The sequence below is a fragment of the Streptomyces gilvosporeus genome (genome assembly GCF_002082195.1).
Classification (GTDB): domain Bacteria; phylum Actinomycetota; class Actinomycetes; order Streptomycetales; family Streptomycetaceae; genus Streptomyces; species Streptomyces gilvosporeus.
In genome coordinates, this window is record NZ_CP020569.1 from 29,652 (window position 1) to 50,743 (window position 21,092).

26 protein-coding genes and 1 pseudogene are annotated in these 21,092 nt (G+C 68.1%); 10 read left to right on the forward strand and 17 right to left on the reverse strand.

Features of this window, described 5'->3' with window-relative positions:
• Positions 1-68: 68 nt before the first annotated feature.
• The 3 genes from B1H19_RS00150 to B1H19_RS00160 form a co-directional block, all read right to left on the reverse strand.
• Entirely contained in the window at positions 69-587 is a 519-nt protein-coding gene (locus B1H19_RS00150) for a GNAT family N-acetyltransferase (protein WP_083102247.1), read from the reverse strand.
• On the reverse strand, positions 584-1,837 hold the full coding sequence (locus B1H19_RS00155) for an IS256 family transposase (protein ID WP_083102248.1): 1,254 nt from the start codon (positions 1,835-1,837) through the stop codon (positions 584-586). Before B1H19_RS00155 ends, B1H19_RS00150 begins: the two co-directional genes overlap by 4 nt.
• Before the next feature lie 293 nt (positions 1,838-2,130).
• On the reverse strand, positions 2,131-3,213 hold the full coding sequence (locus B1H19_RS00160) for a barstar family protein (RefSeq protein WP_083102249.1): 1,083 nt from the start codon (positions 3,211-3,213) through the stop codon (positions 2,131-2,133).
• 149 nt (positions 3,214-3,362) lie between these two features.
• Here B1H19_RS00160 and B1H19_RS40255 point away from each other — a divergent pair, with 149 nt between their 5' ends.
• The gene (locus tag B1H19_RS40255) at positions 3,363-3,491 is read left to right on the forward strand and encodes a hypothetical protein (RefSeq protein WP_257789420.1); all 129 of its coding nucleotides are present in this window, start codon (positions 3,363-3,365) and stop codon (positions 3,489-3,491) included.
• A gap of 171 nt (positions 3,492-3,662) precedes the next feature.
• Here B1H19_RS40255 and B1H19_RS00170 read toward each other — a convergent pair whose 3' ends face one another.
• On the reverse strand, positions 3,663-4,166 hold the full coding sequence (locus B1H19_RS00170; RefSeq protein WP_083102251.1) for an NUDIX hydrolase: 504 nt from the start codon (positions 4,164-4,166) through the stop codon (positions 3,663-3,665).
• A gap of 17 nt (positions 4,167-4,183) precedes the next feature.
• Here B1H19_RS00170 and B1H19_RS40545 point away from each other — a divergent pair, with 17 nt between their 5' ends.
• From B1H19_RS40545 to B1H19_RS00190, 3 genes are all read left to right on the forward strand, one after another.
• Positions 4,184-4,417 carry a DUF6228 family protein gene (locus B1H19_RS40545; protein ID WP_083102252.1) on the forward strand — a complete coding sequence of 78 codons (234 nt, stop codon included), beginning with the start codon at positions 4,184-4,186 and terminating at the stop codon, positions 4,415-4,417.
• Positions 4,418-4,622: 205 nt separating this feature from the next.
• Positions 4,623-5,825 (forward strand): serpin family protein, encoded by a 1,203-nt coding sequence (locus B1H19_RS00180; RefSeq protein WP_083102253.1) that lies wholly within the window; start codon positions 4,623-4,625, stop codon positions 5,823-5,825.
• An 844-nt stretch (positions 5,826-6,669) separates the two neighbouring features.
• A complete protein-coding gene (locus tag B1H19_RS00190; RefSeq protein ID WP_083102255.1) occupies positions 6,670-7,491 on the forward strand; it encodes a MerR family transcriptional regulator in 822 nt (273 codons plus the stop codon).
• Positions 7,492-7,700: 209 nt separating this feature from the next.
• On the opposite strand, the gene B1H19_RS00195 is transcribed toward B1H19_RS00190, so the two are convergent.
• The 7 genes and pseudogenes from B1H19_RS00195 to B1H19_RS00220 form a co-directional block, all read right to left on the reverse strand.
• Complete coding sequence (locus tag B1H19_RS00195; protein WP_083102256.1) at positions 7,701-8,072, reverse strand: transposase; 372 nt, start codon at positions 8,070-8,072, stop codon at positions 7,701-7,703.
• Between the two features lie 48 nt (positions 8,073-8,120).
• Positions 8,121-8,780, reverse strand: coding sequence for a hypothetical protein (locus B1H19_RS00200; RefSeq protein WP_107425819.1), 660 nt, complete (start codon positions 8,778-8,780; stop codon positions 8,121-8,123).
• A gap of 124 nt (positions 8,781-8,904) precedes the next feature.
• Positions 8,905-9,033: pseudogene (locus B1H19_RS40950) on the reverse strand (IS30 family transposase); the annotation flags it as partial.
• A 19-nt stretch (positions 9,034-9,052) separates the two neighbouring features.
• Positions 9,053-9,487, reverse strand: coding sequence for a hypothetical protein (locus B1H19_RS38390; RefSeq protein ID WP_159027893.1), 435 nt, complete (start codon positions 9,485-9,487; stop codon positions 9,053-9,055).
• Positions 9,488-9,492: 5 nt separating this feature from the next.
• A complete protein-coding gene (locus tag B1H19_RS00210) occupies positions 9,493-10,320 on the reverse strand; it encodes an amidase domain-containing protein (protein WP_083102259.1) in 828 nt (275 codons plus the stop codon).
• Positions 10,317-10,580 (reverse strand): hypothetical protein, encoded by a 264-nt coding sequence (locus B1H19_RS00215; RefSeq protein ID WP_159027894.1) that lies wholly within the window; start codon positions 10,578-10,580, stop codon positions 10,317-10,319. Before B1H19_RS00215 ends, B1H19_RS00210 begins: the two co-directional genes overlap by 4 nt.
• Complete coding sequence (locus tag B1H19_RS00220) at positions 10,577-10,987, reverse strand: WXG100 family type VII secretion target (RefSeq protein ID WP_159027895.1); 411 nt, start codon at positions 10,985-10,987, stop codon at positions 10,577-10,579. The genes B1H19_RS00215 and B1H19_RS00220 overlap by 4 nt, the downstream gene beginning before the upstream one ends.
• Positions 10,988-11,400: 413 nt before the next feature.
• Between B1H19_RS00220 and B1H19_RS00225 the strand changes: the two genes are divergently transcribed.
• Both B1H19_RS00225 and B1H19_RS00230 read left to right on the forward strand, forming a co-directional pair.
• Positions 11,401-12,303: an aminoglycoside phosphotransferase family protein gene (locus B1H19_RS00225; protein WP_083102262.1), complete on the forward strand. Its 903-nt coding sequence runs from the start codon at positions 11,401-11,403 to the stop codon at positions 12,301-12,303.
• 600 nt (positions 12,304-12,903) lie between these two features.
• Entirely contained in the window at positions 12,904-13,554 is a 651-nt protein-coding gene (locus B1H19_RS00230; RefSeq protein WP_083102263.1) for an NAD(P)-dependent oxidoreductase, read from the forward strand.
• A gap of 357 nt (positions 13,555-13,911) precedes the next feature.
• Here B1H19_RS00230 and B1H19_RS38395 read toward each other — a convergent pair whose 3' ends face one another.
• On the reverse strand, positions 13,912-14,055 hold the full coding sequence (locus B1H19_RS38395) for a hypothetical protein (protein WP_159027896.1): 144 nt from the start codon (positions 14,053-14,055) through the stop codon (positions 13,912-13,914).
• Between the two features lie 40 nt (positions 14,056-14,095).
• Between B1H19_RS38395 and B1H19_RS00235 the strand changes: the two genes are divergently transcribed.
• Positions 14,096-14,428 carry a hypothetical protein gene (locus tag B1H19_RS00235; protein WP_159027897.1) on the forward strand — a complete coding sequence of 111 codons (333 nt, stop codon included), beginning with the start codon at positions 14,096-14,098 and terminating at the stop codon, positions 14,426-14,428.
• Positions 14,429-14,514: 86 nt separating this feature from the next.
• Here B1H19_RS00235 and B1H19_RS00240 read toward each other — a convergent pair whose 3' ends face one another.
• Positions 14,515-14,823 carry a hypothetical protein gene (locus B1H19_RS00240; RefSeq protein WP_083102265.1) on the reverse strand — a complete coding sequence of 103 codons (309 nt, stop codon included), beginning with the start codon at positions 14,821-14,823 and terminating at the stop codon, positions 14,515-14,517.
• 721 nt (positions 14,824-15,544) lie between these two features.
• The gene (locus tag B1H19_RS38400; RefSeq protein ID WP_159027898.1) at positions 15,545-15,763 is read right to left on the reverse strand and encodes a hypothetical protein; all 219 of its coding nucleotides are present in this window, start codon (positions 15,761-15,763) and stop codon (positions 15,545-15,547) included.
• A 405-nt stretch (positions 15,764-16,168) separates the two neighbouring features.
• Between B1H19_RS38400 and B1H19_RS00250 the strand changes: the two genes are divergently transcribed.
• The 3 genes from B1H19_RS00250 to B1H19_RS00260 are packed head-to-tail and all read left to right on the forward strand — an operon-like array spanning position 16,169 to position 17,324.
• On the forward strand, positions 16,169-16,570 hold the full coding sequence (locus B1H19_RS00250) for a hypothetical protein (protein WP_237288947.1): 402 nt from the start codon (positions 16,169-16,171) through the stop codon (positions 16,568-16,570).
• 2 nt (positions 16,571-16,572) lie between these two features.
• Positions 16,573-17,025, forward strand: coding sequence for a DUF5958 family protein (locus B1H19_RS38405; protein ID WP_083102267.1), 453 nt, complete (start codon positions 16,573-16,575; stop codon positions 17,023-17,025).
• On the forward strand, positions 17,022-17,324 hold the full coding sequence (locus tag B1H19_RS00260; protein ID WP_083102268.1) for a hypothetical protein: 303 nt from the start codon (positions 17,022-17,024) through the stop codon (positions 17,322-17,324). The genes B1H19_RS38405 and B1H19_RS00260 overlap by 4 nt, the downstream gene beginning before the upstream one ends.
• A 76-nt stretch (positions 17,325-17,400) precedes the next feature.
• Here B1H19_RS00260 and B1H19_RS00265 read toward each other — a convergent pair whose 3' ends face one another.
• The 3 genes from B1H19_RS00265 to B1H19_RS00280 all read right to left on the reverse strand — a co-directional run bounded on the left by B1H19_RS00265 (position 17,401) and on the right by B1H19_RS00280 (position 21,091).
• Positions 17,401-17,811 (reverse strand): hypothetical protein, encoded by a 411-nt coding sequence (locus tag B1H19_RS00265; protein ID WP_083102269.1) that lies wholly within the window; start codon positions 17,809-17,811, stop codon positions 17,401-17,403.
• Between the two features lie 297 nt (positions 17,812-18,108).
• Complete coding sequence (locus tag B1H19_RS00275) at positions 18,109-19,986, reverse strand: hypothetical protein (RefSeq protein WP_237288949.1); 1,878 nt, start codon at positions 19,984-19,986, stop codon at positions 18,109-18,111.
• A gap of 133 nt (positions 19,987-20,119) precedes the next feature.
• Positions 20,120-21,091, reverse strand: a complete 972-nt coding sequence (locus tag B1H19_RS00280; RefSeq protein WP_083102270.1) for an SDR family NAD(P)-dependent oxidoreductase — start codon at positions 21,089-21,091, stop codon at positions 20,120-20,122.
• Between the last annotated feature and the right edge of the window lies 1 nt (position 21,092).

Consider the following 21,092-nt stretch of genomic DNA (forward strand, 5'->3'; position numbering starts at 1 on the left):
CGGACGAACGCAGAACCGGGCAGCATGGTTTTCGCCAAGTAATAGTCAAGACCTGTGGATTGGTGAAGTTATCGCCTGATACGTCGGTGCCATTGGATCTCGCCTTCGTGCCGTTCGGTGGTGGGCGTGAGTCCGGCGGCGGTGGCGACGGCGGCGGATGCGCGATGTTGGGGGTGGATGTGGGCGATGACGGTCTGCACCGGCTGCTGGCTGAGCCAGTCGATGAGTCCTCGGGTTGCTTCAGTGGCGATGCCTCTTCCCTGCCACGGAGTCCCAACCACCCAGGCAATCTCGGCCATGGGGCTGTGGCTGGAAGGGCTGAGCGTTGCTTGGACCGTCCCGGTCAAGCAGGTCTCGTCACGGAGCCGGATTACCCAGTTCAGCCAGGAGACGGCCGGATCGGGAGAGCCTGCGGTCATGCGCTGGTAGCGCGAGCGCAGGGCTTGCGGGGTGTCCGGGCTGCCGCCGATGAAGGTGTGCAGAGCCGGATCGGACAGAACTGTGGCCATCTCCTCGGCGTGCTCGACGTGAAGCGGCAGCAGGTCCAGCCGCCCGGTCCTGATGGCCTGGGCCGTGATGGTGCTCACGCCGCGACCGCCTCGGAGCGTTCGACGAGATGCCCGCGTTCGAAGCGGACTCCGGCGCGGACGAGTGCGACGAGGCGGGGTGCGTTTACGGCTCGCCATCGGGCCTGGGCGGACTCGATGAGCTTGAACGCCATGGCGAGGGCGGCGGCGCGGGAGCCGGCACCGTGGGTGACCTTGGTCCGCAGCCGGACGGTGGCGAACGTGGACTCGATGGGGTTCGCGGTCCGCAGGTGGATCCAGTGCTCGGCGGGGAAGTCGTAGAACGCCAGCAGCTCGGTCTCGTCGTCGGTGATCTTCTTGACGGCCTTGGGGAACTTCGCGCCGTAGAGCTGGACGAACGTCTCGATCGCTTTGGCGGCGCGGTCGTGGTTCTCGGCGTTGTAGATGTCCTGGATCGCTCTCTTCGCTCCGGACTGCGTGGACTTCGGCATCGAGTCGAGGACGTTAGCCGTTTTGTGAACCCAGCATCTCTGTTCGCGGGTGTCGGGGAGGACCTCCGCGAGGGCCTTCCAGAACCCGAGGGCGCCGTCGCCGACCGCGAGAAGGGGCGCGCGCATGCCGCGCCGGGCGCAGTGGCGCATTAGGTCCGCCCACGCCTCGGAAGATTCGCGATAGCCGTCCTTGAGTGCGACCAGTTCCTTGCTGCCGTCGCCGCGCACGCCGACCAGGACGAGCACGCAGGCTTTGGCCTCTTCCAGGCGGACGTTGAGGTGGATGCCGTCGGCCCACACGTACACGTAGTCGACCTCGGACAGATCTCGCTCCATGAAAGCGGCGTGGTCCGCCTGCCACTGCTGGGGCAGCCGGGTGACGGTTGCGGGCGAGAGCCCGGTCGAGCTGCCCAGGAACTGCTCCAGCGCCGGCACGAAGTCCCCGGACGAGAGGCCGTGGAGGTAGAGCAGCGGCAGCAAGTCGCTGATCTTCGGGGACTTGCGGCACCACGGCGGCAGGATCGCCGAGGAGAACCGCTTGCGCTCACCCGTGACCTCATCGACGCGCTTGTCGTTCACGCGCGGGGCCCTGATCTCGACTGTTCCGGCAGCGGTGGTGACCTTCCGGGGCTCGTGGTAGCCGTTGCGCACTACCAGGCGCCGACCCATCGCGTCCCGCTCGGCGGTCAACTCGACTATGTAGGAGTTGACTTCAGCTTCCAGGGCTGCGGCCAGCATCCTTCTGGCACCCTCGCGGAGGATCTCGTCGATCGGGGAGCAGTTCGGCGTGGTGCCGTCGTCGATGACTACGCTGAGCACGGGCGTGCCTTCCCGACCGGTGCTGCGAACACCGACCTACTCGATGACCATCAATCGATCATTTGGGAAGGTACGCCCTTCGCGTGCTCCCCGAGCCGATCCACAGGTCTTGAGCATTGCTCTCTGCCCGAAGACATCGAGGTCGAGCCACCGGGTGGCAACCTCACTATGCCGTTACCGGCTATGTGCTCTCCCTCCGTGACACCGGATCATGGCCACATGGGCCGGTCAGTCTTCTATGGCTACCCATGTGACCGCTGCGCGTTTGGGCAACGTCCCAACGGGAGGACGGATCACGCCAAGGTGACGTGCATGCCTCCCCTTGCCAGGACGTCGAGGGCTTCAGCGAACAGGTCGTATGGCTGGCCGTCCGGCGTCAGGGCGTGGGACAGGTGCTCGCGTGCGGTCGCGGCATCTCGCCAGAGCAGAGGGGCGGGGGCTGTGTAGCCGAAGGTGCCGCGTAGGCAGTCGTCAAGGGCGTCCAGGCAGCCGCCGAAGTAGCCGCCCGGCCCGTTCACCGCCTCGCCGAGCGCCAGGTAGAGGCCCGGAACGTCGGTGATGTACCGGCCGTCGAGCTCATATGCGTGACCGGCCGGGTGGTCTTGGTGCGTGCGCCGGCAGCCCCGCTCCCGTACGAGGTCCAGCCATGCGCCACGCTGCCGGGTGTCAAGGCCACTCCAGGCGCCAGGAGTGTCCGGCGGCCCCGCGAGCCATCGCTCCCAGACCGGCCGGACGGCTTCTGGGACGGGTGTGAAGAGGCTGCCGTCCAGCTCCAGGTCGATCAGATCCGCCCCAAGAGCGGACGGGTGCCAGGCGCGGATGCGGGTCCACCACCGCCGCTCGGTGAGCGGCTCGCCTCGATCGTCCCGGATCTCCAGGGCGGCCTCCTCCAAGTCCAGCGCCCGCCGGGTGCCCTTCTTCAGTGCACACCGCAGCTTCTCACTCTGGACGAGTCCGCTCAGAGGGAGCGGGGGCGCGACCTGCTCGGCCGGCACGATACGGGCGAATTCCCGGCAGGAACCCAGCCACCGGTGCCCATCATGCACGCGAACCAAGCCTCGGTGCCCTTCGGGCGGACCTTCGTAGTCGTCCAGACCCCTCAGCACGAGACCCTCCGCCCCGGCGGGCCCAAGGCTTTCCGCGTCTTCCAAAAGCCAGGGCCCAAGTCCCTCCTCCTGCGGCACCATCCACACCCTGCTGCCGGCCCAGCCGCGAATCTCCGCCCCGTCCGGAACCCAGCCGAACAGTTCATACGTGCCACGCTGGAGATCCCCGAACACTCCGTCCGCTTCGACGCACACGCCCCAGACGTGTCCACGCTCCGTCTCCCTCAGCGTGTACCGCACCTGCCCGCGCTGCCCCCTGTCCTCCTGCACGATGGGAATCGTGCCCCCGCATGAGTGCAGCTGAATCCCTTTTCCGCAGACGGCTACGATGCCCCGGTAGCTGAGCGCTCCAGTTGGCGGATGGTACCGACTCGAGCGCTCAGCTCGCCCTGCTACGGCCCAGCGGCCAGATCATCGCAATGCAGACGCTGCTGAGGCCCGACGAACTGCGCAGCAGCGACGAGATCACCGTGCCGAGTACCGAGCCGCCGCGTCGTCAGGAGCTGCAGACGGCCTGCAACCTGATGGATGTCGCCGACGAGGCTTAGACCTGGAAGATGAACAAAAGCCCACACCCCTCGCCACCGCGCCCCCGACCGCCTCGAAGCCCTCCTCAGCACCTTCGGCAGCGCCCTCATACCCGGTTGTACTTTGCTATTGCCGCTGGTCAATACGCCAGTTGTAGATCGTGATCTTCACGTGGTGGCCGCTGTCCGGCGTCACCAGCGGGCGACGAGCGTCTCCTCCCTGCCCCGGTTGCGGTACAGCCAGGTGGTCCCCGGCGCGATGGCCCCGGTCAGATAGCCGACGATGGGCTCCCGCTGCGTTGCGCTGTCCAGCTCGCCGAGCAGCTTCAGTGCGTCGGGCAAGGGGAAGAAGGCGGCCTGTTCGATGTCGTCGTCCTGCGGCGCGAGGTCCCCTGACCACTTGTCGATCTCGAAGGCAGCTGCCAACGCCGAAGGGTGCTGCTCGGAGTCGATGTGCATGAGGAATGCGGTCCGCACCGGATCGCCCACCAGCAGCCCGGTCTCCTCCTGCACCTCGCGCCGGAGAGCTTCGTGCAGGAGCTCGCCGTCCTCGACCCCGCCACCGGGGAGGGACCAGAGCATCTCGCCGTCGGCGCCGAGGTTCTCTCGCACGAGGAGGATCTCGTTGCCTCTGCGGATGATGCCAATGACCAGTTGCACTCGGGGTGCTGGGGCCTTCGAATTCTTTGCCTTCATGCCGCAGACCGTAGGTGATGGCCAGTCTGCCGCCGCGCGGACCCGCGAACAGCTGCAACGACTTCTTGACTCCTCCTCCTCGTAAACGAGGGGGATTCCTAGCTCACGTCGCCTGCGGCCCGGCGGGCATCCATGACCGGCCTCCGTCCGAGGAGTGGCACTTCGAGACCACCACCGTGCACGCGGCCGGCGAGGAGATGCGAAACCTCGCCGCTGAGTTCGACACGTTTCTCACGGGCACGGCCGAGTAGCTGCACCACCACGTGAGACATCCTCTCAAGCCCCCGCCCTTGTGACCTGGTGCAGAGGTTGGGCCCGGACGAGTTGGTCGGATGCGTGCTCTGGGCCGGGAGGCCGTGGTGGGGGCACAGGTATCGTGCTTCTTGGTCGAGTGGCGGCGGCACTGAACTGACGTACAGCTGGGCGCGTCATAAGCGTGCTGACGGTGGGGGTGGAATGGGAGTCGCGACGACGACGGTCCGCGCGGTGAACGGGTTGACCGCGCGGTGGGCGGGTGCCTCGGAGGGCGGCACGGTGTTCTCGGCGGCGGGGGTGTGGCCCCTGCTGGCCCACCTGGCCGACGGAGCCGAGGGCGCGGCGCGGGCCGAGCTGGCGGAGGCTCTCGGGCTGTCCGCCGGGCAAGCGGCGGGCGCCGCACGTGAGTTGCTCGCCGCGATGGGCGCCATGCGGGGACTGGACACGGCTCTGGGGCTGTGGGCGAAGCGCACGCTGGAGCTGAGGGAGGAGTGGGAGGCGGGCCTGCCGGCCGACGCCCATGGGGTGCTCACCGGGGACTCTGTGGCCGACCACCGGGCGCTGGACGCGTGGACGGTGAAGCGCACTGGCGGGCTGATCGACCGTATGCCGGTCACGCTGACCGAGGACACGCAGATGGTGCTGGCGAGCGCGCTGGCCATGCGCACGCAGTGGCTGAGCCCCTTCCACGAGGTGGAGTTGGAGACGGCGTACGAGCCCTGGGCCACCGAGCCGCGGCTGGGCCTGCGGCGCTCCAGTGCCGTGCTGGACCGGGTAGGGGTCGCGGAAACACCCGGCGGATATGTCACCGAGCTGAAGGTGCTGGGCAACAATGCGCTGGACGTGCACCTTCTGCTCGGCGAGGAGGACATGAAGCCGGGGCGGGTGCTGGGAGCTGGGGTCGACATCCTCGCCGGCCGGTGCGCGCTCATACCGGGGCCGCGGCTGCCCTACGGGAACGTGGGACCCGGCCTGCGGGTGGAGAAGGTACGCTGCACGCGGCCCGAGCCGCCGTCGCTGGAGGTGACGACCGCGGCGTACAACATGAACGCGAGCCACGATCTGCTGAAGCTGCACCGGTTGTTCGGGCTCACGACGGCACGGGACACCTCGCGCGGGCACTTCCCCGGCATCAGCGACTTCCCGCTCGCCATCGGGTCGGCCGAGCAGAACACTATGGCGAAGTTCGGCGCGTTGGGTTTCGAGGCCGCCGCGGTGACGGCGTTCGGCGCAGTCGCCGGGGGCATGCCCGACCTCCGCTACGTGACCACCAGGATCAGCGCCGCCTTCGACCGCCCCTTCGGCTTCCTCGCCCTGCATCGCCACACGCGGCTCGTACTGACGGCGGGCTGGGTCACGGATCCGTTGCCGTTCCCCGAGTACGACTGGGCGGACGAGCGGTGAGCGGGACGACGACGCACACCGTCCGCGCGGTCAACAGACCGACGGCACGCTGAGCGGAGGCCTCCCCGCGGGGCACGGTCTTCTCCTCCGCCGGTGTCTGCGGCGGTGAGGGCGATGGCGCGACGGCGGACGTCGGCCTCCCGCGCGAGCGAGGCGAGGTTTCCCTGGCATGCGCAGCCACGTCCCCGGGTCCGTCGTACGGCAGTCTCCACCGGCTCCGTCGCGTCGTCGTCCGGCTCCTTGGCGACGTCGTCGGCTTCTGGGTCGCGGGCAAGTCCGGCTGCTCGGGCATCGCGGCCTGCAAAAACACCGGAGCGAGTTTATCGGGGCTGGTATGACTGCCCACTCCCCCGAGTGACCGCCATCCGGATTCCGCACAGCGGACGACGTGCCAGCGCTATCAACAGACCGTGATCAAGGCGACTGTCCGCGCGCTCGCCGCTGCGCCCCTCGCCCTGCTGCCCTTGGCCACCACCGCCGCAACGGCCCACGCCACCCAAACCCTCAGCCTCCACGACGCCACCGAAGCACTCCCCAGGCCGTCGAGTCCCGCGATGGGTACGAGCGCACGAAGTTCCGCCACTGGATCGACGAGGACAAGGACGGCCGTAGACACCCGCAACGAGGTCCTCCTCGCCGAAGCCCTCACCCCACGTGCCATCACAGCCGGCTGCAAGCCGACTGGCAGCACGTGGTTCTCCTACTACGACGACAAGGTCGTCGAGGGCAACCCTGGGCACACCCATGCAGCTGCGCCGATGCAGCCCCGATTTTTCGCTGTCCCCCGGCCGCCAAGTAGCTTCTTGACCCTCACACCGTGTCAGGCGGTCAGCTCGGAGACATCATGTTCATCATCGGAGACTTCGCCCGGCATGGCCGCGTCTCGGTCCGGATGCTGCGTCACTACGACGCGACCGGACTGCTGCGCCCGGCTCACGTCGACCCCGCCAGCGGCTATCGCTACTACACCGCTACCCAGCTCGCCCGCCTCAACCGGATCATCGCGCTCAAGGACCTCGGATTCACTCTCCAGCAGGTCCAGGACATCGTGGACGAGAAGGTCAGCCTCCAGGAACTGCGCGGCATGCTGCGGCTGCGGCGGGCCGAACTGGAGACCGCAATGGCTGCCGCAGGAGCACGGCTGATCCAGGTCGAGGCGAGGCTCCGAGCGATCGAGAGTGAGGGGCACATGCCCACGAACGACGTTGTCATCAAGAGCGTCCCTTCCGTCCGGGTGGCGGAGCTGACCGCAACCGCCGCGAGTTTCGAGCCCGAGCACATCGGCCCGGTCATCGGGCCGCTCTACGACGAGCTGTTCCGGTGCCTGGGCTCGGCGGGTATCACCCCCACGGGCCCCGGCGTCGCGTACTACGAGGACGCCCCGGAGGGCGGAGGCAGGATCAGCGTCCACGCTGCCGTCCAGGTCTCCGTCCCTCTTCAGGACGGCGCCTTCCGGATCCTCGACCTGCCGCCCCTCGACCAGGCAGCGACCATCGTGCACCGCGGTTCGATGGACACCGTGCTCCCCACCGCCCAGACCCTGGCCCGCTGGATCGACGCCAACGACTACCAGTCAACCGGATACCCCCGCGAGATCAACCTGGAGTGCCCGAAAAATCGTGACGACTGGGTGACGGAACTGCAGGCACCGGTGACCCGGGCCTGATCAATCGCGCCTCAGCCTGGCCGGTGATCACGTTCGGGCAGCGGGAGACCGCTACGGTCTCCCGCTGCCCGACTTCAGTCTTGAGAGCTTCTTGTAGCAGGTCAGGGTGGCAGCAAGACCGAGAAAGGCGAGGATGCGTGAGCCGGTTCGCTCGTATCGCCGGTGAGGCAGCGGTAGCCGAACAGCCAGGCGATCGACCGCTCGATCTCTCAACAGTGCCGGCCAAGCCGTTCGCCCGATTCGATCCCCGGGCGCGCGATGCGCGGGATGAGCCCGCGTTCGCGCAGCCAGGTGAGGTGGTCGGCGGAGAAGTACGCCTTATCCTCGCGAAGCTTGCCGGGACGGCGCCGACGCGGTCGGCGGCGGGAGCGGACCGTCGGAATTCCACGGATCAGCGGCTTGAACGCCTGGCTGTCGTGCAGGTTCGCCCCGGACACCGCAACGTCCAGCGGGATGCCTTGGGCGTCGGACAGGACGTGCAGGTTGCTGCCCTTCTTGCCACGATCAACCGGATTCGGCCCGGCCTGGTGCCCGGCCCGGGACGTCGAGTGGCAGTGCGCCTTCCCCTCCCCCAGACGCACGCGTCCCGCAGGACGAACGCTCGGGTGACGGGCAGGGCCGTCACCCGGTCACCGGGTGGTCCACCGCCAGGAGGAGCCCTTCTTGTAGTCGTCGGCGGACTGCGCGTCGGGGTTCCAGGCCAGCCGGGTGGGCTGCTTCGCGGCGTCCCCGATGTAGACCGAGCACAGGGTGCGCGACTCGCCGACATCCCAGCCCGTGTACGCGTCCGGCACCGGGCACCCGCCCTCGACATAACCGGTGTGGACGGTCGGCCGCTTCGCGGCCTCTTCGCCGTTCTCGTCCAGAGCCACGGCGTTGGCGTTGAGGTCGGGGTTGGAGACTTCCGGCTTCCCGGCCTTCAGGGTGTACGTCACATACACGAAGTACGGGGTGTCGCCCAGCCCCTCATCATCGAGGTGACCTTCCTTCAGCTGCTCCGGGGTCCCCTTGACGATCTTCTTGGCGGCCACCTGGAACCGCCCGCCACCGGAGACCTCGGGCTCGTACAGCTTCGGAGCCGGCTTGCCCATCGCAAGCGCCGGGCTCCACTCCACCTGGGAGCGCGGGCTCTCCTTGACGCCCGGGGCCTCCCGTGCGCTCTCATTCTTCGCCCCACTCCCCTTCGGACCGTCGGACTTCTCGCCCCCTCCCTTTCCGCCGCAGGCGGTGAGCGCGAGTCCGAGGACGGTGGCCAGGGCCCCGTAAAGGGCCGTTGAACGGCGAAGCATGAGGTTCTTCCCCCGATAGAAGGCGAATGGGGCACCGGCAGCCCAGGCAAGACGAATTCCCTTCCTGGCCGCGCCGGGCACGACGTGGACATGCTAATGCCGCATCTGGCAACGTCGGTCTCGGCGGGCGGGCAGTGATGGACACCATGCCGCGGATGATGCCCCGCCCGGTGGGCCGACGGGCGACCTTCGGGCGGCGCATGGGCCTGGCTGACCGCAGCTGCTGCATGAGGCTGCGGTCGATCGCCTGGCGTGGCAGGGCCACAGCCGTGTCAGCCTTCGCACAGCGGCTTTCCCAGATTCGCGGCCGTTTCGGCAGCGTCTTTGTGCGTCAGAGCCACGACCACCGCGGTCAGCGGAACCATGAAGCCCGCGATGACAGCAAACAGCGTGGGAACCCAGGTCTGCCACCCGGAAACGGGCTGGAGTCCGCCACGTCGCGTGGCGCGTGACATCAGCACGTGAACCAGCAGTGCCAATACGGCAGCGAGCAGGCCGCCGTAGGCGGAAGCAAAATGCGTCCACGGTACCGCCATGTAGCGGCAGGCAGCCGACTGATGGTGAATATGGGCACTGGACAAAGACAGCGTCGTGGAAAAGCAACCGACAGCGGCCACGGAAAGCAGCGGCACCGGAAGGGAGCTCGCCCAATGGAGCCGCGAGGGCGGATGCGGCTGTGCATCGAGTGGTGTGCCTGTCTCAGCCATGCCTGTCAGTACCTATCCGGATGCGGGCGGACGATGCGGATGTTCTGCTGGCCTTCGGCATTCTCCGTTGCCGGGAGCCGGCCTTGCAGACTCACGTTCTGGTAAGAGTCCTGGTGCTGTGTGTACTTGATCTCGCCGTCCGGCATCACGGCCGTGACCACAGCCGCGTGATGGGTGTTGCCGTGCTCGATTTCGTCGTTGGGTCCCTGCTGTTCGTAATGAATGATGTCGCCGGGCCTGACCTGGGACGCCGGGACCTCCTCGCCACCGTGCTTGAGCATGAAGTTCTGCTGATTCTCCGCCCCGGCCCAGGACTTGGAGTAATACATCCGGGAGTCCCACCAGTCGTTGCCGACACCGCTCTCGTGACCCCACGTGTCGTCACCGTCCGGGCCGGACAAGGGATCGAGCTTCTTCTGCATGCCGGCGTGGTCGAGCGCTTGGGAGACGAAGTTGGTGCAGTTGTTCTTGAACTGAATCGGATCCTGCTTGTCCCAGTTCTCCAGCGCGTATTCCACCATCTTGATGCGGTCGAATTTCCCGTCCGTGCCGCGCATTTCGCGTTTGACGCTCTCCGGGATTCCGTCGAGGTGGGCGAGTTGCACCGGCTCGGCCGGCATCATGTCGTGCTGCTGCCTCTCGCTCAGGCCGTTCCACCAGGCGCGTACCGCGGCCGGGTCGGTGTTCGCCTTCGGGATGTCGGCGGCGAGCATGTCCATCTCGACATGCGAGGCACGGTTCTGCTCTTTGAGGACCTTGTCCGGGTCGCTGATTCCGACCATTCCTGCCAGACGGTACAGCTCGGCCGCTGTTTCCTCGTCCGCTTCGGTCACAGCGGCATGCCGTCATCATCCAGCGGAAGGGCGTGTGCCCGTGAGAGATCGGTGATCTGGCATGCGGTGCTCATCGCCGTTTCCAGGCTCATATGCATGCCTTCCATGACCATTTTGACGCTGAGCAGCAGGTCGTACGCCGACTCCAGTTGGTTGGCCAGCTTCACGAAGTCGCCGGCCGCAGCCGCGCCGACTTCGTCGGCCCAATGATCGGCGAGGGGCTTGGCGCCCCGCTCGCGTACATCGTTCGCGGCGTTCAACGCGTACTTCGCCAATGCCGCCCAGTCGTCGGCGGCGTCCTTTCACTTCCGTGGGTGGGCGCTGATGAGATCCGAGTACGAGACCATGGTGTCAGTGCCTCCGCAGGTCGCATACCAGCCCTCAACCACGAAACGGCTTCCTGGTCCGCGGCGTCGTAGCCGTCGGCGGAGTCCTGCAACTTCTGCCCCAGCTCGCCCATTTTCTTGGCGAGCTCGACCATATGGTCTTCCCAGGCAGTGCGGCACGACATCACAGCGCTTCCGCTCTTCCAGAGCAGGGCGTCGTAGTAGACCTCCCAAGAGCTGTCGAGGACATGCGACAGACGCCGCTGCGTGTCGCTCGACAACGCCTTCATGTCATCGCCGGTGCTGCGCACCTTCGCCGTGTCCACGCGTATGTCGCCCACGGGCGGCCCCATCGTGTTCGATCTTTCCTGTTCGTGGTCTGTGCATGACCATGAACGCCGTACCCGCACACCGTACGAGGTAGCCGACAGGACCGCTAAAAAGAAGCACTGACCAGGCGGTTCTCACTCAAAATGGTCCCCGGCGCCCGGCCGGGAAAGCCTCTCAGCCCACAGGCCATGAACCGCCGGCTACGCGCGCTTGGCGTCCCACCGGCACCGGCCTCGGCTTTCACATCACCCTCGCCGTTCGATGGCAGAAAGCCGTGGCCGGCGACTGGGCCGCCTACGCGGCCGAGGTCAGCCACCGGAACGCGAAAGCCTGATTCATCCCGATGCCAGACCTCGCTGATCTGGGGAGACGGTCTTCCGGAGAGACGAGAGCCGCTTCGCCTGCCCCAGTACTGTGGCCTCGTATGACCGACTCCGAGATCGAGATCACCGCAGACCTGGTCCACGACCTGCTGCAAGAGCAGCATCCGGACCTTGCAGAGCTGGCCATCCATGAGGTAACGGGCGGGTGGGACAACCAACAGTGCCGCCTCGGCGACGAGTTGGCTGTGCGCATGCCGCGTACAGAACGTGCCCCCGATCTCCAACGCAAGGAGTGCCGATGGCTGCCCGTCCTGGCCCCGCGTCTGCCGCTCCCGGTCCCGAACCCTGTGCGGACCGGTGAACCGTCGTCACGCTTCCCGAGGCCCTGGACCATCATGACGTGGGTTCCTGGCGAGCCACTGGACCAGACCGCGATCAGCCGCGGCGACCACGCGGCCGACACGCTGGCGGGCTTCCTCAGGGCGCTCCATGTGGAGGCGCCCGCCGAGGCACCGACCAGTTCGGACCGCGGCGCTCACCCCAAGAAGTGCACGGACGGCTTCGACCACTTCTTTCACGCCGTTGTCCCCGGCGCCATTGCCGACGAGGTCCGGGCTGTCTGGGATGACGCCGTTACGGCCCCGGAGTGGGAGGGCCCGCCGGTATGGGTGCACGGTGACCTTCATCCCGCGAATGTCGTCGTCTCGGACGGCACGCTGTCGGGCGTGATCGACTTCGGCGACATGTTCGCCGGCGATCCGGCGTGGGACCTCGCGGCCGCATGGGTCGTCCTCCCCGCGGGCGCCGCCTCACGCTTCTTCGACGCCTACGCGCATGCGGACGGGGCAACGATCCGGCGCGCCCGCGGGCTGGCTGCTCTGAAAAGCCTGTTCCTCATGCTTATGGGCCAGAACGGAGACCGGGGCCTTCCCGGCGGCAAGCCGACATGGGGACCCGCAGGGCAGGCGGCGCTCGATCGTGTTCTGAGAGGCGATTTGATGTAGACACGGAGCGACGAGCCTCAGAGGCCCATATGACTCCCATCCGTTCGGTCTCGCGCGACTCGGTGCTCAATCTTCGGGTAGGGCGGCCGGACGGCGAGGTGCCTGTTACGCAGGCCCTTTTCCGTCCGACCTCCCTCCGAACCGACCGTGCCCGTTTCCGGGCAGGGCACCTCGTGGCGCACTGAGAAGGCTCTACCTTCGCTGCGACAGGTCAGATGCTCCTCGATTCCCTCTGAGTGCAGGGGTATTTCTGCGAGTTCCCATACCCGACTCCACCATTAGAGCGGACCTTGTGCAGTTCCCCCTGCGCGTCCAGCAGGTCGCGCGGGAAGTCGCAAGGGTTGGGTGTCTTGGCCGCCCCCCCCAACCGAGATTCTGCAGAAGCCACCTCGATTGAAAGCGCGGTCCAGCGGGATTTCCAACCAGCCTGGCAGGTCTGCAGCTCACAGTGAGATCCACGGAAAGCTTCAATGCGACGGGACAGGCGGTATCGCCTGATTGGGGTGACTTCACCGGGAGCAGCTGATTCCTCATGCCTGTCATGAAATATCTCGCTAGTCTGCGGACTCCCTAGATGATCACCCGAAGCAGGAGAAGCGTGTGTCTAAGATCGTCCTGTTCGGCGCCACGGGAACCATCGGATCCCGCATCCTGGACGAGGCGCTCCGTCGCGGCCATCAGGTTACGGCCGCCGTACGTGACCCAGTGAAAGTCACCACGACCAGCCCTGCCCTGACCGTTATTTACGGTGACGTCCTCGACCCTGAGTCCGTCGCAGAGGTGGCGAAGGGACAGGACGTCGTGGTCAGCGCGGTCGGCGGCGGCGACGGCCCGGGCCACATTGCCACCATTCGACCGGCCGCCGAGGCGCTGGTCGACGGCCTGCGCATGCTGGGCGGGGAGATGCCCCGGCTGATCGCGGTCGGCGGCGCCGGCTCGCTCCGCAAGCCCGACGGCGTCCAGGTCTGGGACACCGAGGGCCTCCCGATCCCGCTGCTGCAGATCATGCACGCGCACGGCGACGCGCTGGACTTCTACCGCACCGTCTCCGACGTCCGGTGGACCAACATCAGCCCGGCCGCGTCCATCGAGCCCGGCGAGCGCACCGGCACCTACCGCACCGCCCTCGACGACCTGATCGTCGCCGAAGACGGCAGCAGCCGGATCTCCACCGAGGACTACGCCGTCGCGCTTCTCGACGAGCTCGAGCAGCCCGCCCACCTCGGCGAGCGCTTCACCGTCGGCTACTGACCGCGGATCCGGCGTTGGCGCTCACACATCGGTGACACTCGCTCAAAGTTCGATGGCACGGACAACCCGGGCGGCTGCGTGGTGGTGCCGCCGGGGTAGCCGGGCTCCTTCGTGATGTCGTAGTGGCCGGTGGACGCTTGAGGCGGCTGGGCCCCGCGCGGCCGGGCCAGTGCACTCACCGCAGCGACTCCGCCTCTTCGGGCGGAAGTCGCCGACCTCCTCCGCCTCGTCGAGTTGGACGGACGTGACCAGGGCCAGTTGCGCGACGGTCCCCGTTCGCGGCGGACCCCATCCGTTCGGGTTTGCCGTCCGGCCGCCCGCTGTTGTGCGCAGCAGGGGGAGCGTCCGCCTCCGTGATCAGCGGCGGGATTTGCCTGCCTGCTGGGCACCGTGGTGAAGGTCGAAGATCGCGTCAGCCAGGTCGGACAGGTCAGATAGGTCAGATAGGTCGATGTTCCTGGGGCTGGCCGCGTAGGTGATAAGCCCGAGCAGGCGGTGCACGATGTCGGCTTCCTGCTGCTGGCGGTGCCAGTCGTCGTCGATGTCGTCGTCCGTCGTGACCGGCGGGATGGCGCGCAGACGTGCGTCCTCGGCGACCCGCTCGCACAGGGCACGTGGGCCACACCAGTGGCTCCTGAGCCAGTGCCTCCTGCGGGCCGGGGGCGCGGAGGGTCTGCATCAGCCGGGCTTCTCGGGAGCGGTCGACGCGCTGCTGGAGGTCCTCGACGGCGGCCAGCTGGGCGGCCACACGACGGATCCGCGGGGCGTGCTGGAGGGCCCACTGGCGTTCGGCTCGCCGGCTCTGCGCAGCTCCCGGGTGTACTCGACGCGTTCGCTCTGTGTGTGGGGTGCGGTGCCGTCGGAGCGGGTCTGATTCCGGGGAGCTGGAGGTGCCGACGCTCTGCTGCCTGACGTCCGCTCAGTTCCTACCATGCGGCGATCAGCGCCCATGTGATCCGCTTAGGCGCGGGCCAGGGTCGTCAGCTTCAGCTCGTCGTGGTCGAGCTTCTCCCGGAGCGTCCGGATGGCCAGGAGGCCGGCGAGGATCTCCAATTCCGCGGCGTCCGGTTGCAGGTGGCCGTCGGCGTGCCGACAGAGGCGGTCGTAGTTGCGGGCGATGTCCATCAAGCGGCTCGGAGGTTCGGGGGCGCAGTGGGGCAGTCGACGGGAGCCCGGTGTGTTCTCGGTCAGCAGGGCCCAGGCGCGGGCGCGGGCGCGGTTGTGGGTACGGTCGGGGCGTTCGTCGTTCGGGTTCGGTGTCGTCCTCATGACGACTCGCTACGTCGTCCGTCAGACGACGTTTCCGAGTTCCGAGTTCCGAGGCGGCGCGCTGGCTATCGCCGTCCACCGCCGGCTTTCCCACGAGGGAAGAGGTGACGGCTGTGCGGTTCCGGGCCCGCCCCTGGCAGGCCGCTCGCAAGGCGCCGGCGGCCAGCGTCTCGAGTGCGAACATCACCAGGCTATGTACTGCGCGCCGGCGTCGCGGATGAAGGAGAGAGACATCGTGTGTTGGCGCACGTCGTCCGTGTGCGCACTGCTCCCTTGAGGTCGAGTTGCAGCTCTCAGGCGCCACGCCCGGTCGGCATGCGGAAACACGCACACCCAAAGTCAGCGGCGGCGACGGCCCTGCGCCGAAGACCCGTCTCGCAGGAAGTCTGTCGGGCACCGGCCGCCCGCTCAGGCGCTCTTGCCCCTCACGGGCAAAGCACCAGCCTGCGCCACTCGGATCTCATGGGCATATGGCGCGGCCCCGGACAGGGATTCAGCACCGGACTGTCGTCGTCCGGATGCACTGAGCGACCAGGGCCCTTGGCCGACCTCGACAGCCTGAGCTTGTCGTCGTTTAACCTCGTCCCCGTTGGGGGTGGGGATGGAACAGACCATTTGCGAATCCGTCAGGTACTCCGCGAGGTGTCCGGACTGCGGTGCGAAATTGGAATGCTGCGGTGTTCAAGCCCTCGTGGACGGCCGCTTGCGATGGGACGTCGAGTCAGCCTGTTCCGACTGTGGATTCACGGCCGCTGCGTGTGGTGCGGATCTGCCGACCGAACGGCGGGAGCAGATGCTTGCCGAGCGCGGACCAGCGACGCTGCAGGTGCTCAGCCCGCCCGCGAGCAGTGTCGTGATCATGCGGGTGCTGCGAGCCGAACTCGGCCTTGACCTGGTGAACGCCAAGGCTGTGCTGCACCGCGTGCTGAGCGGTGACCACTCAGGAACTCTTCCTGAGATGGAACTCCTGGTCCGGAAGCTGCGGGCGTCTGGCATCGATGCCGCAACTACTCGCTCATAGGCTTCTCGTCGTCTGGCAGCGCGGTGCGGTTCTATCCCGGCGGCCGGCCGGGCCCGGGTAGCTGGGTTTCGGTGGACCGGCTGACGCGAACTCAGTGACATGCGAACGCCAGCTGGTAGGCCGGGGCCGCACCTCAGCTGACGCCGACAGCCTCCCCAGGCGGCAGTCACAAGACCAGTCGGGCGGCAGTTGGCCGCGGTCGCGGGCGTCGGTTGGGACGATGCAGACCTGGGCAGCGCTCGTGAGGTCTCGTGGCTGGGTAGCGTCCGGATCTGAGTACGAGGGCTCATGTGCGGGGACCGGGGCTGGGGTTGTGTGGCGTATATGTCTGACCACATGCCGTTCGGCGGGATGCCGGCCACTCCCCTGCCGACTCGTAGCACACCCGGCAACGGGGACGGCGATTCCGACCCGAACGCGTGGATCGCGCCGCTCGCCTCGACCGCCATCACCGCCATCACCGGGTTCTTCGCCGTCATCGTGGGCATGATGTCGCCGATGGTCTGCGACTCGTGCTCCAGCGCCGAGGCGGACCGCTTCGGGACCCTCTTCCTCGCCTACTTCTGCGGGCTGCTCGTCCCCGTCGCCCTCTTGCTCGCCAGCTGGATCCTGCCCTGGCGCAGGAAGTACGCCGTCATCCGCATCGTCCTCGCGGCACTCGCCCCGTGCTCTGTCGTCGCGCTCGTGGTGCTCTATTACATGCTGATCAATAGCGTGAAGGGGTAGGGATGACCGAACCGAGCAGCGACGACGCCCGGACCTTGCGGCGCGAGACCGAGCGGGTCGTCAACGAGATCGCCCAAGGGCTCCGCACGTTGGACGCTGGTGCGGGCTGGTTCGCCGGCCTCACCCCGACACGCCAGCAGGAGGTACTGCAGGAAGTCGCCGGCTATGCGATGCAGGCGCACATGACAGCTGCGGACGGCCGTGCGGGGGTGGCGCGGTCCGGTGTGAAGCCCACGGCCAACCCTTCGGTAATGATCTGCACGGACCCGCCCCGCTACGGGTTCGCGAGTCTCCCCGCCGCTGAACACGTCAAGGCATTCCGTGTCCTCGTCTCCGCGTTCGCCATTGCCGACACTCGCCGCCGCGAGACGTACTGCAAAGGTGCCTGCGGACATGCATGGCACAACCTGCCAGCGGCAGACGTATCCGGTTCGTCCAACACGGCCCACTCGTGAAGGGCCGGCACTCGGCGGCCGGAGCACCGCGGCCGCAGCCGTCCACACCCACCCCTCCGGCGCGCCCGGATAACGCACACAACGGGGACAGCGGGGACGGTCCTGCCGCCCACGAGAACGGCGCGGGGCGCGGCGGCCTTCTGAAGAGACTGGCCCTGTGGACCGGACTCGCCCTCTGCATCGCCTTCATCGCCTGGGCCGTCTGGGGGTTCATCCAGTTCGACTATGACGTTGAGCATCCCAGCGAAGGCAGCTTCTCCGGCTGGCAGTGCGACGCCGGCCGCGACTGCGGTTCCTGACGGCGCGACGCTCCGAGCCCCGCGCCACCGCGAAAGGCGTGCCCAGTCAGTACGCAGGACCGTGATGCCGTGGTGGTCAGCGTGCGCGCTTGGGGCGACGGAGCCTCGGGCTGCCGGGCCAGTGCACCCACCGCAGCGACCCGGCCTCTTCCGACGGCAGCAGGCCCGCGCCGATGAGCGCAGCCCGGCCGGCCTGCTCCGCACCGATGCGGTAGGCGCTCGGCCAGGAGTCCGTCTCGTGGAAGTAGCCGTCCGTGAGCAGTATCGCGGCCGACACGTCGCCGAGTCCCTGCGCCAGGCCCTCCCGGATCGCCGGGAGGAACTCGACGGGCAGCTGCCGCTCGGGCACGGCGCTGAGCAGTTCCAATCCGCCTTCGCCGCCCGGAGGTTCGAAGTCCGCGTCGAAGCACGCGAACGGCCCGCAGCCCCCGCGGTTCATCACCACGCACACGCGCACGCCGGGCACAGGAACGGGAAGGCCGACCATGGGGCCACCGTAGGGACGTCGCCGTCGTACAGCCAGCGGTTTACGTGGGGGTCCGGAGCAAGGGCGGCCGCCGCCCGGCTGACCTCGACGGCCGGTCGATCGCAGCCCTGGCCCGCGAGCACGGCCTCAACCGAGGCGCCGTCCGCACGGCCGTCGCCGACCTTATGCCTGAGCACACCACCGCCGATGCAGGAACCCCGGCCACGGAACTAACGGAACTAAGAGACCGCGGGCGAGGAGGCCTGGCCCGCTGCGCCCACGGCTTCCTGGCGGACCGCCCGCCCGTCGTGCCCGTCCTCAGTTGACCTCCCGCACTCTCGCTGCGGTTTGCTCGGCGAGCTCGCGGATGCCGATCGCGGTGTTCTCCGAGAGCTCGCCGAGTATGGCGTCGGCGGCTGTGAGGAGGGCGCGGCTCTCCTCGGGGCGGCCCGCGTCGGCAAGGGCGAGGGTGAGCCGGTAGTGCTCCTCAGCGATGAAGCGGCCGAGGTTTACCTGCTGCCAGTGGCGTAGTGAGTCGTCGCCCGGGGTGGCCAAGGCGTCGCGCACGGCGGCCAGGCTGTCCGCTGCCTGCGGCAGCCGGCCCGCCTCCCGCTCCAGGCGGGCCAGGGTGTGCCGGGCCGAGGCCCGGTCCCATGCCGTCTCCTGAAGGGCGGCGTACAGGCGCTGGGCGCGCAGCGCCTGGGGAAGGTCGCCGAGTTCCTCGAAGTCCTGGGCGAGCCCGCGCAGCGAAGCCGTGGCCAGGGTGCGGGGCGCATCGGGGCGGCGGAGTCTGCTCTGGTCCATGAAGATGTCGTCGAGTTCGCGGATCAGCGTCACCCGCGCGAGCTCCGTCATCCCCTGGTCCCGCGCCAGGTCGGTCCATGTGGAGACCGGTTCGTCCGACGGGTCCGTCCCGAACATCGACTCGTCGAGCCTGCGCGCCCACTGTTGCAACTCGTCTGCGCTTGCGCCCGGTTCCGGCATACCGCCCAGGCCGCACGCCGTGTCGAAGTCCGTCTCCCGGACCTCAAGCAGCAGCGGCAGATCTCCGGTGTCCCCGCGCAGCCCCACCAGCACGGCCGCGAGCCGCAGTTCGTCCGTCATCGATGACCGTGTCTCGTGCCGCAGTAGATGCCGCAGCAGTTCCAGATCGCCCTCGTCGCGGTCGAACTGTGCGGCCCGCAGGGTGATCCGGCGCCGCACCGGGTCCTCGGCGACTTCATGCCATGCCGTGCGATCACCCTCCCGCAACCGGGCAAGATCGGCGTGGCCCGCCGCGAGCACGGGCTCCCACAGTGGGGGACCGGCCGGGCCTATCCGGTCGTACGCGCACCCTTCATCCGCGTTGAGCAGTACGAACTCCGGCTCTGTGCGCAGCAGCGCGGCACGCAGCCTGCCCACCAGCTCGACCGGGGAGCGTTTCGGGAAGCCCAGCGCCGCACGGAGCTCGGCACGCTCCTCGTCAATTCCGTAGTACTCACGGATCTCGTCCTCGGTCTCCGCGACGCACGCCAGGATCTTCTCCTCGCCGTCGTCGGGCGACAGACGTGTGTAGTCGCGCCAGCCGGGCAGGCCGATTATGAGCTCCAGGGCCTCGTCGACACTGGAGCCGATGATCCCCGCGGCGCCCTCCGAGTCGGCATAGAGCACCGAGCCGTCCGCGCACACGAAGTACGTACCGCCGGTATCGTCCCCGGCTACCGTCTCCAGCGGCCCGCCCGAGGCGAGGCGGACCTCCTCGACATGGCCGTGGGCGGCGCGGTCGAGGTCGAAGTCGAAGGGAAAGGCGGCCAGTTCGGCCAGGCGACGGTCCTGCCGCAGCAGCCGCAGCGCGTGATCGGTCATGTCGCAGAAAGTAACATCGTGCACTGACAACGGACTCACGGACTCGCGGCCTCTGAAGGAGGCCGTGCGGATAGGGGTGCTGTCATGGTCGGCGGTTCGGGCGTTGCCCCAGCGGTGGGATTTGCCTGCCTGCTGGGCAGCGTGGTGAAGGTCGAAGATCGCGTCGGCCAGGTCCGGCAGGTCGGACAGGTCGATGTTCCTGGGGTTGGCCGCGTAACTGACGAGCCCCAGCAGGCGGTGCACGATGTCGGCTTCCGGCTGCTGACGGCGACAGTCGTCGACGTCGTCCGTCGTGGCCGGCGGTGGCCGCCGCCGGGCCTCAACCGTAAGAGGTGCATTGCGGTGCGGCATACCTAGACCTCTCTGCCTCCGACGGCGGAAAGCCGGACAAGTCTGCCCGGTGCGGCCGAGATCGGTCCGAGGGCGGCCTGCACCGTGCTGCCCGCCACAGCGGCGGGCAGCACGGCATATGCAGAGCGCGGGTTCATCGGGTGATCGGCGTGGCGCCGGTCACGGCGAGAGACAGGTCCCAGAGCCGGGCCGCCTCGTCGGGGTCGATGGCGTATGCGCGGACGCCGCCGTCATCCATGGGGGTGCCGGGGGCGGAGACGCGTGCGACGTCGCAGTCCTCCAGATAGAGGCCGCCTCGGCCGTCGAGTAGCGGGGACGTGGCGGCCCACAGACCGGTGGCGGCCCCCTGGGAGGTGGTTTTGAAGCCGTCGCCGATGACATTGCCGTGCTCGTCCACCCAGCCGCGGTCGATCTGCGCTTGGAGGGTCATCTCCCGCTGCAGCCCGGTGATGATCTTGCCGGGGTGGAGGGCGAATGCCCGGACGCCGTCGCCTTTCCCGATGGCGTCGAGGTGCACGGCGAACAGGGCGTTGGCGGTCTTGGCCTGGCCGTAGGCCAGCCACTTGTCGTAGCCGGTACGAAAGTGCGGATCGTGCCAGCGGATGCCGGTCAGGGTGTGCCCGGCCGAGCTGTTGACGACGACGCGCGCGCCGTCTGCGGCGGCCAAGAGCGGATAGAGCTCGCAGGCGAGGGTGAAGTGCCCGAAGTGGTTGGCGGTGAACTGGCCTTCCCAGCCGGGCCCGACGCGCCGTTCCGGGGTGGCCATGACTCCGGCGACAGCCATCAGCAGGTCGAGCCGGTCGAGACGGTCGCTGATGTGCGCGGAGGCTGAACGGACGCTGTCGACGTCGGCCAGGTCCATGGGGATGACCTCGCAGTTCCTCACCTTCTTCAATGCAACACGGGCAACGTCGGGGCGGCGGGCGGGAACGATGACCCGGGCTCCGGCGGCCGTCAGCGCCCGGGTGGTCTCCAGACCGAGCCCGGAATAGCCCCCGGTCACCACGGCCGTCTTTCCGGAGAGATCGAGGCCGGCCACGATGTCCTCGGCGTTGGTGGAGGCGGAGAAGGGCGCGCCGAGCGGCTGCTGATCGGTAATGGTCATG

Coding starts and splice junctions, on each gene's coding strand:
- B1H19_RS00280 (WP_083102270.1), bottom strand. CDS start 21,091: ATGACCATTACCGATCAGCAGCCGCTCGGCGCGCCCTTCTCCGCCTCC.
- B1H19_RS00265 (WP_083102269.1), bottom strand. CDS start 17,811: ATGGTCGGCCTTCCCGTTCCTGTGCCCGGCGTGCGCGTGTGCGTGGTG.
- B1H19_RS00170 (WP_083102251.1), bottom strand. CDS start 4,166: ATGAAGGCAAAGAATTCGAAGGCCCCAGCACCCCGAGTGCAACTGGTC.
- B1H19_RS00250 (WP_237288947.1), top strand. CDS start 16,169: ATGTCTGACCACATGCCGTTCGGCGGGATGCCGGCCACTCCCCTGCCG.
- B1H19_RS00200 (WP_107425819.1), bottom strand. CDS start 8,780: ATGCTTCGCCGTTCAACGGCCCTTTACGGGGCCCTGGCCACCGTCCTC.
- B1H19_RS00240 (WP_083102265.1), bottom strand. CDS start 14,823: ATGAGGACGACACCGAACCCGAACGACGAACGCCCCGACCGTACCCAC.
- B1H19_RS38390 (WP_159027893.1), bottom strand. CDS start 9,487: ATGGCTGAGACAGGCACACCACTCGATGCACAGCCGCATCCGCCCTCG.
- B1H19_RS38405 (WP_083102267.1), top strand. CDS start 16,573: ATGACCGAACCGAGCAGCGACGACGCCCGGACCTTGCGGCGCGAGACC.
- B1H19_RS00180 (WP_083102253.1), top strand. CDS start 4,623: ATGGGAGTCGCGACGACGACGGTCCGCGCGGTGAACGGGTTGACCGCG.
- B1H19_RS00275 (WP_237288949.1), bottom strand. CDS start 19,986: ATGCCGCACCGCAATGCACCTCTTACGGTTGAGGCCCGGCGGCGGCCA.
- B1H19_RS40255 (WP_257789420.1), top strand. CDS start 3,363: ATGCAGACGCTGCTGAGGCCCGACGAACTGCGCAGCAGCGACGAGATC.
- B1H19_RS40545 (WP_083102252.1), top strand. CDS start 4,184: ATGGCCAGTCTGCCGCCGCGCGGACCCGCGAACAGCTGCAACGACTTC.
- B1H19_RS00235 (WP_159027897.1), top strand. CDS start 14,096: ATGTCGTCGTCCGTCGTGACCGGCGGGATGGCGCGCAGACGTGCGTCC.
- B1H19_RS00225 (WP_083102262.1), top strand. CDS start 11,401: ATGACCGACTCCGAGATCGAGATCACCGCAGACCTGGTCCACGACCTG.
- B1H19_RS00190 (WP_083102255.1), top strand. CDS start 6,670: ATGTTCATCATCGGAGACTTCGCCCGGCATGGCCGCGTCTCGGTCCGG.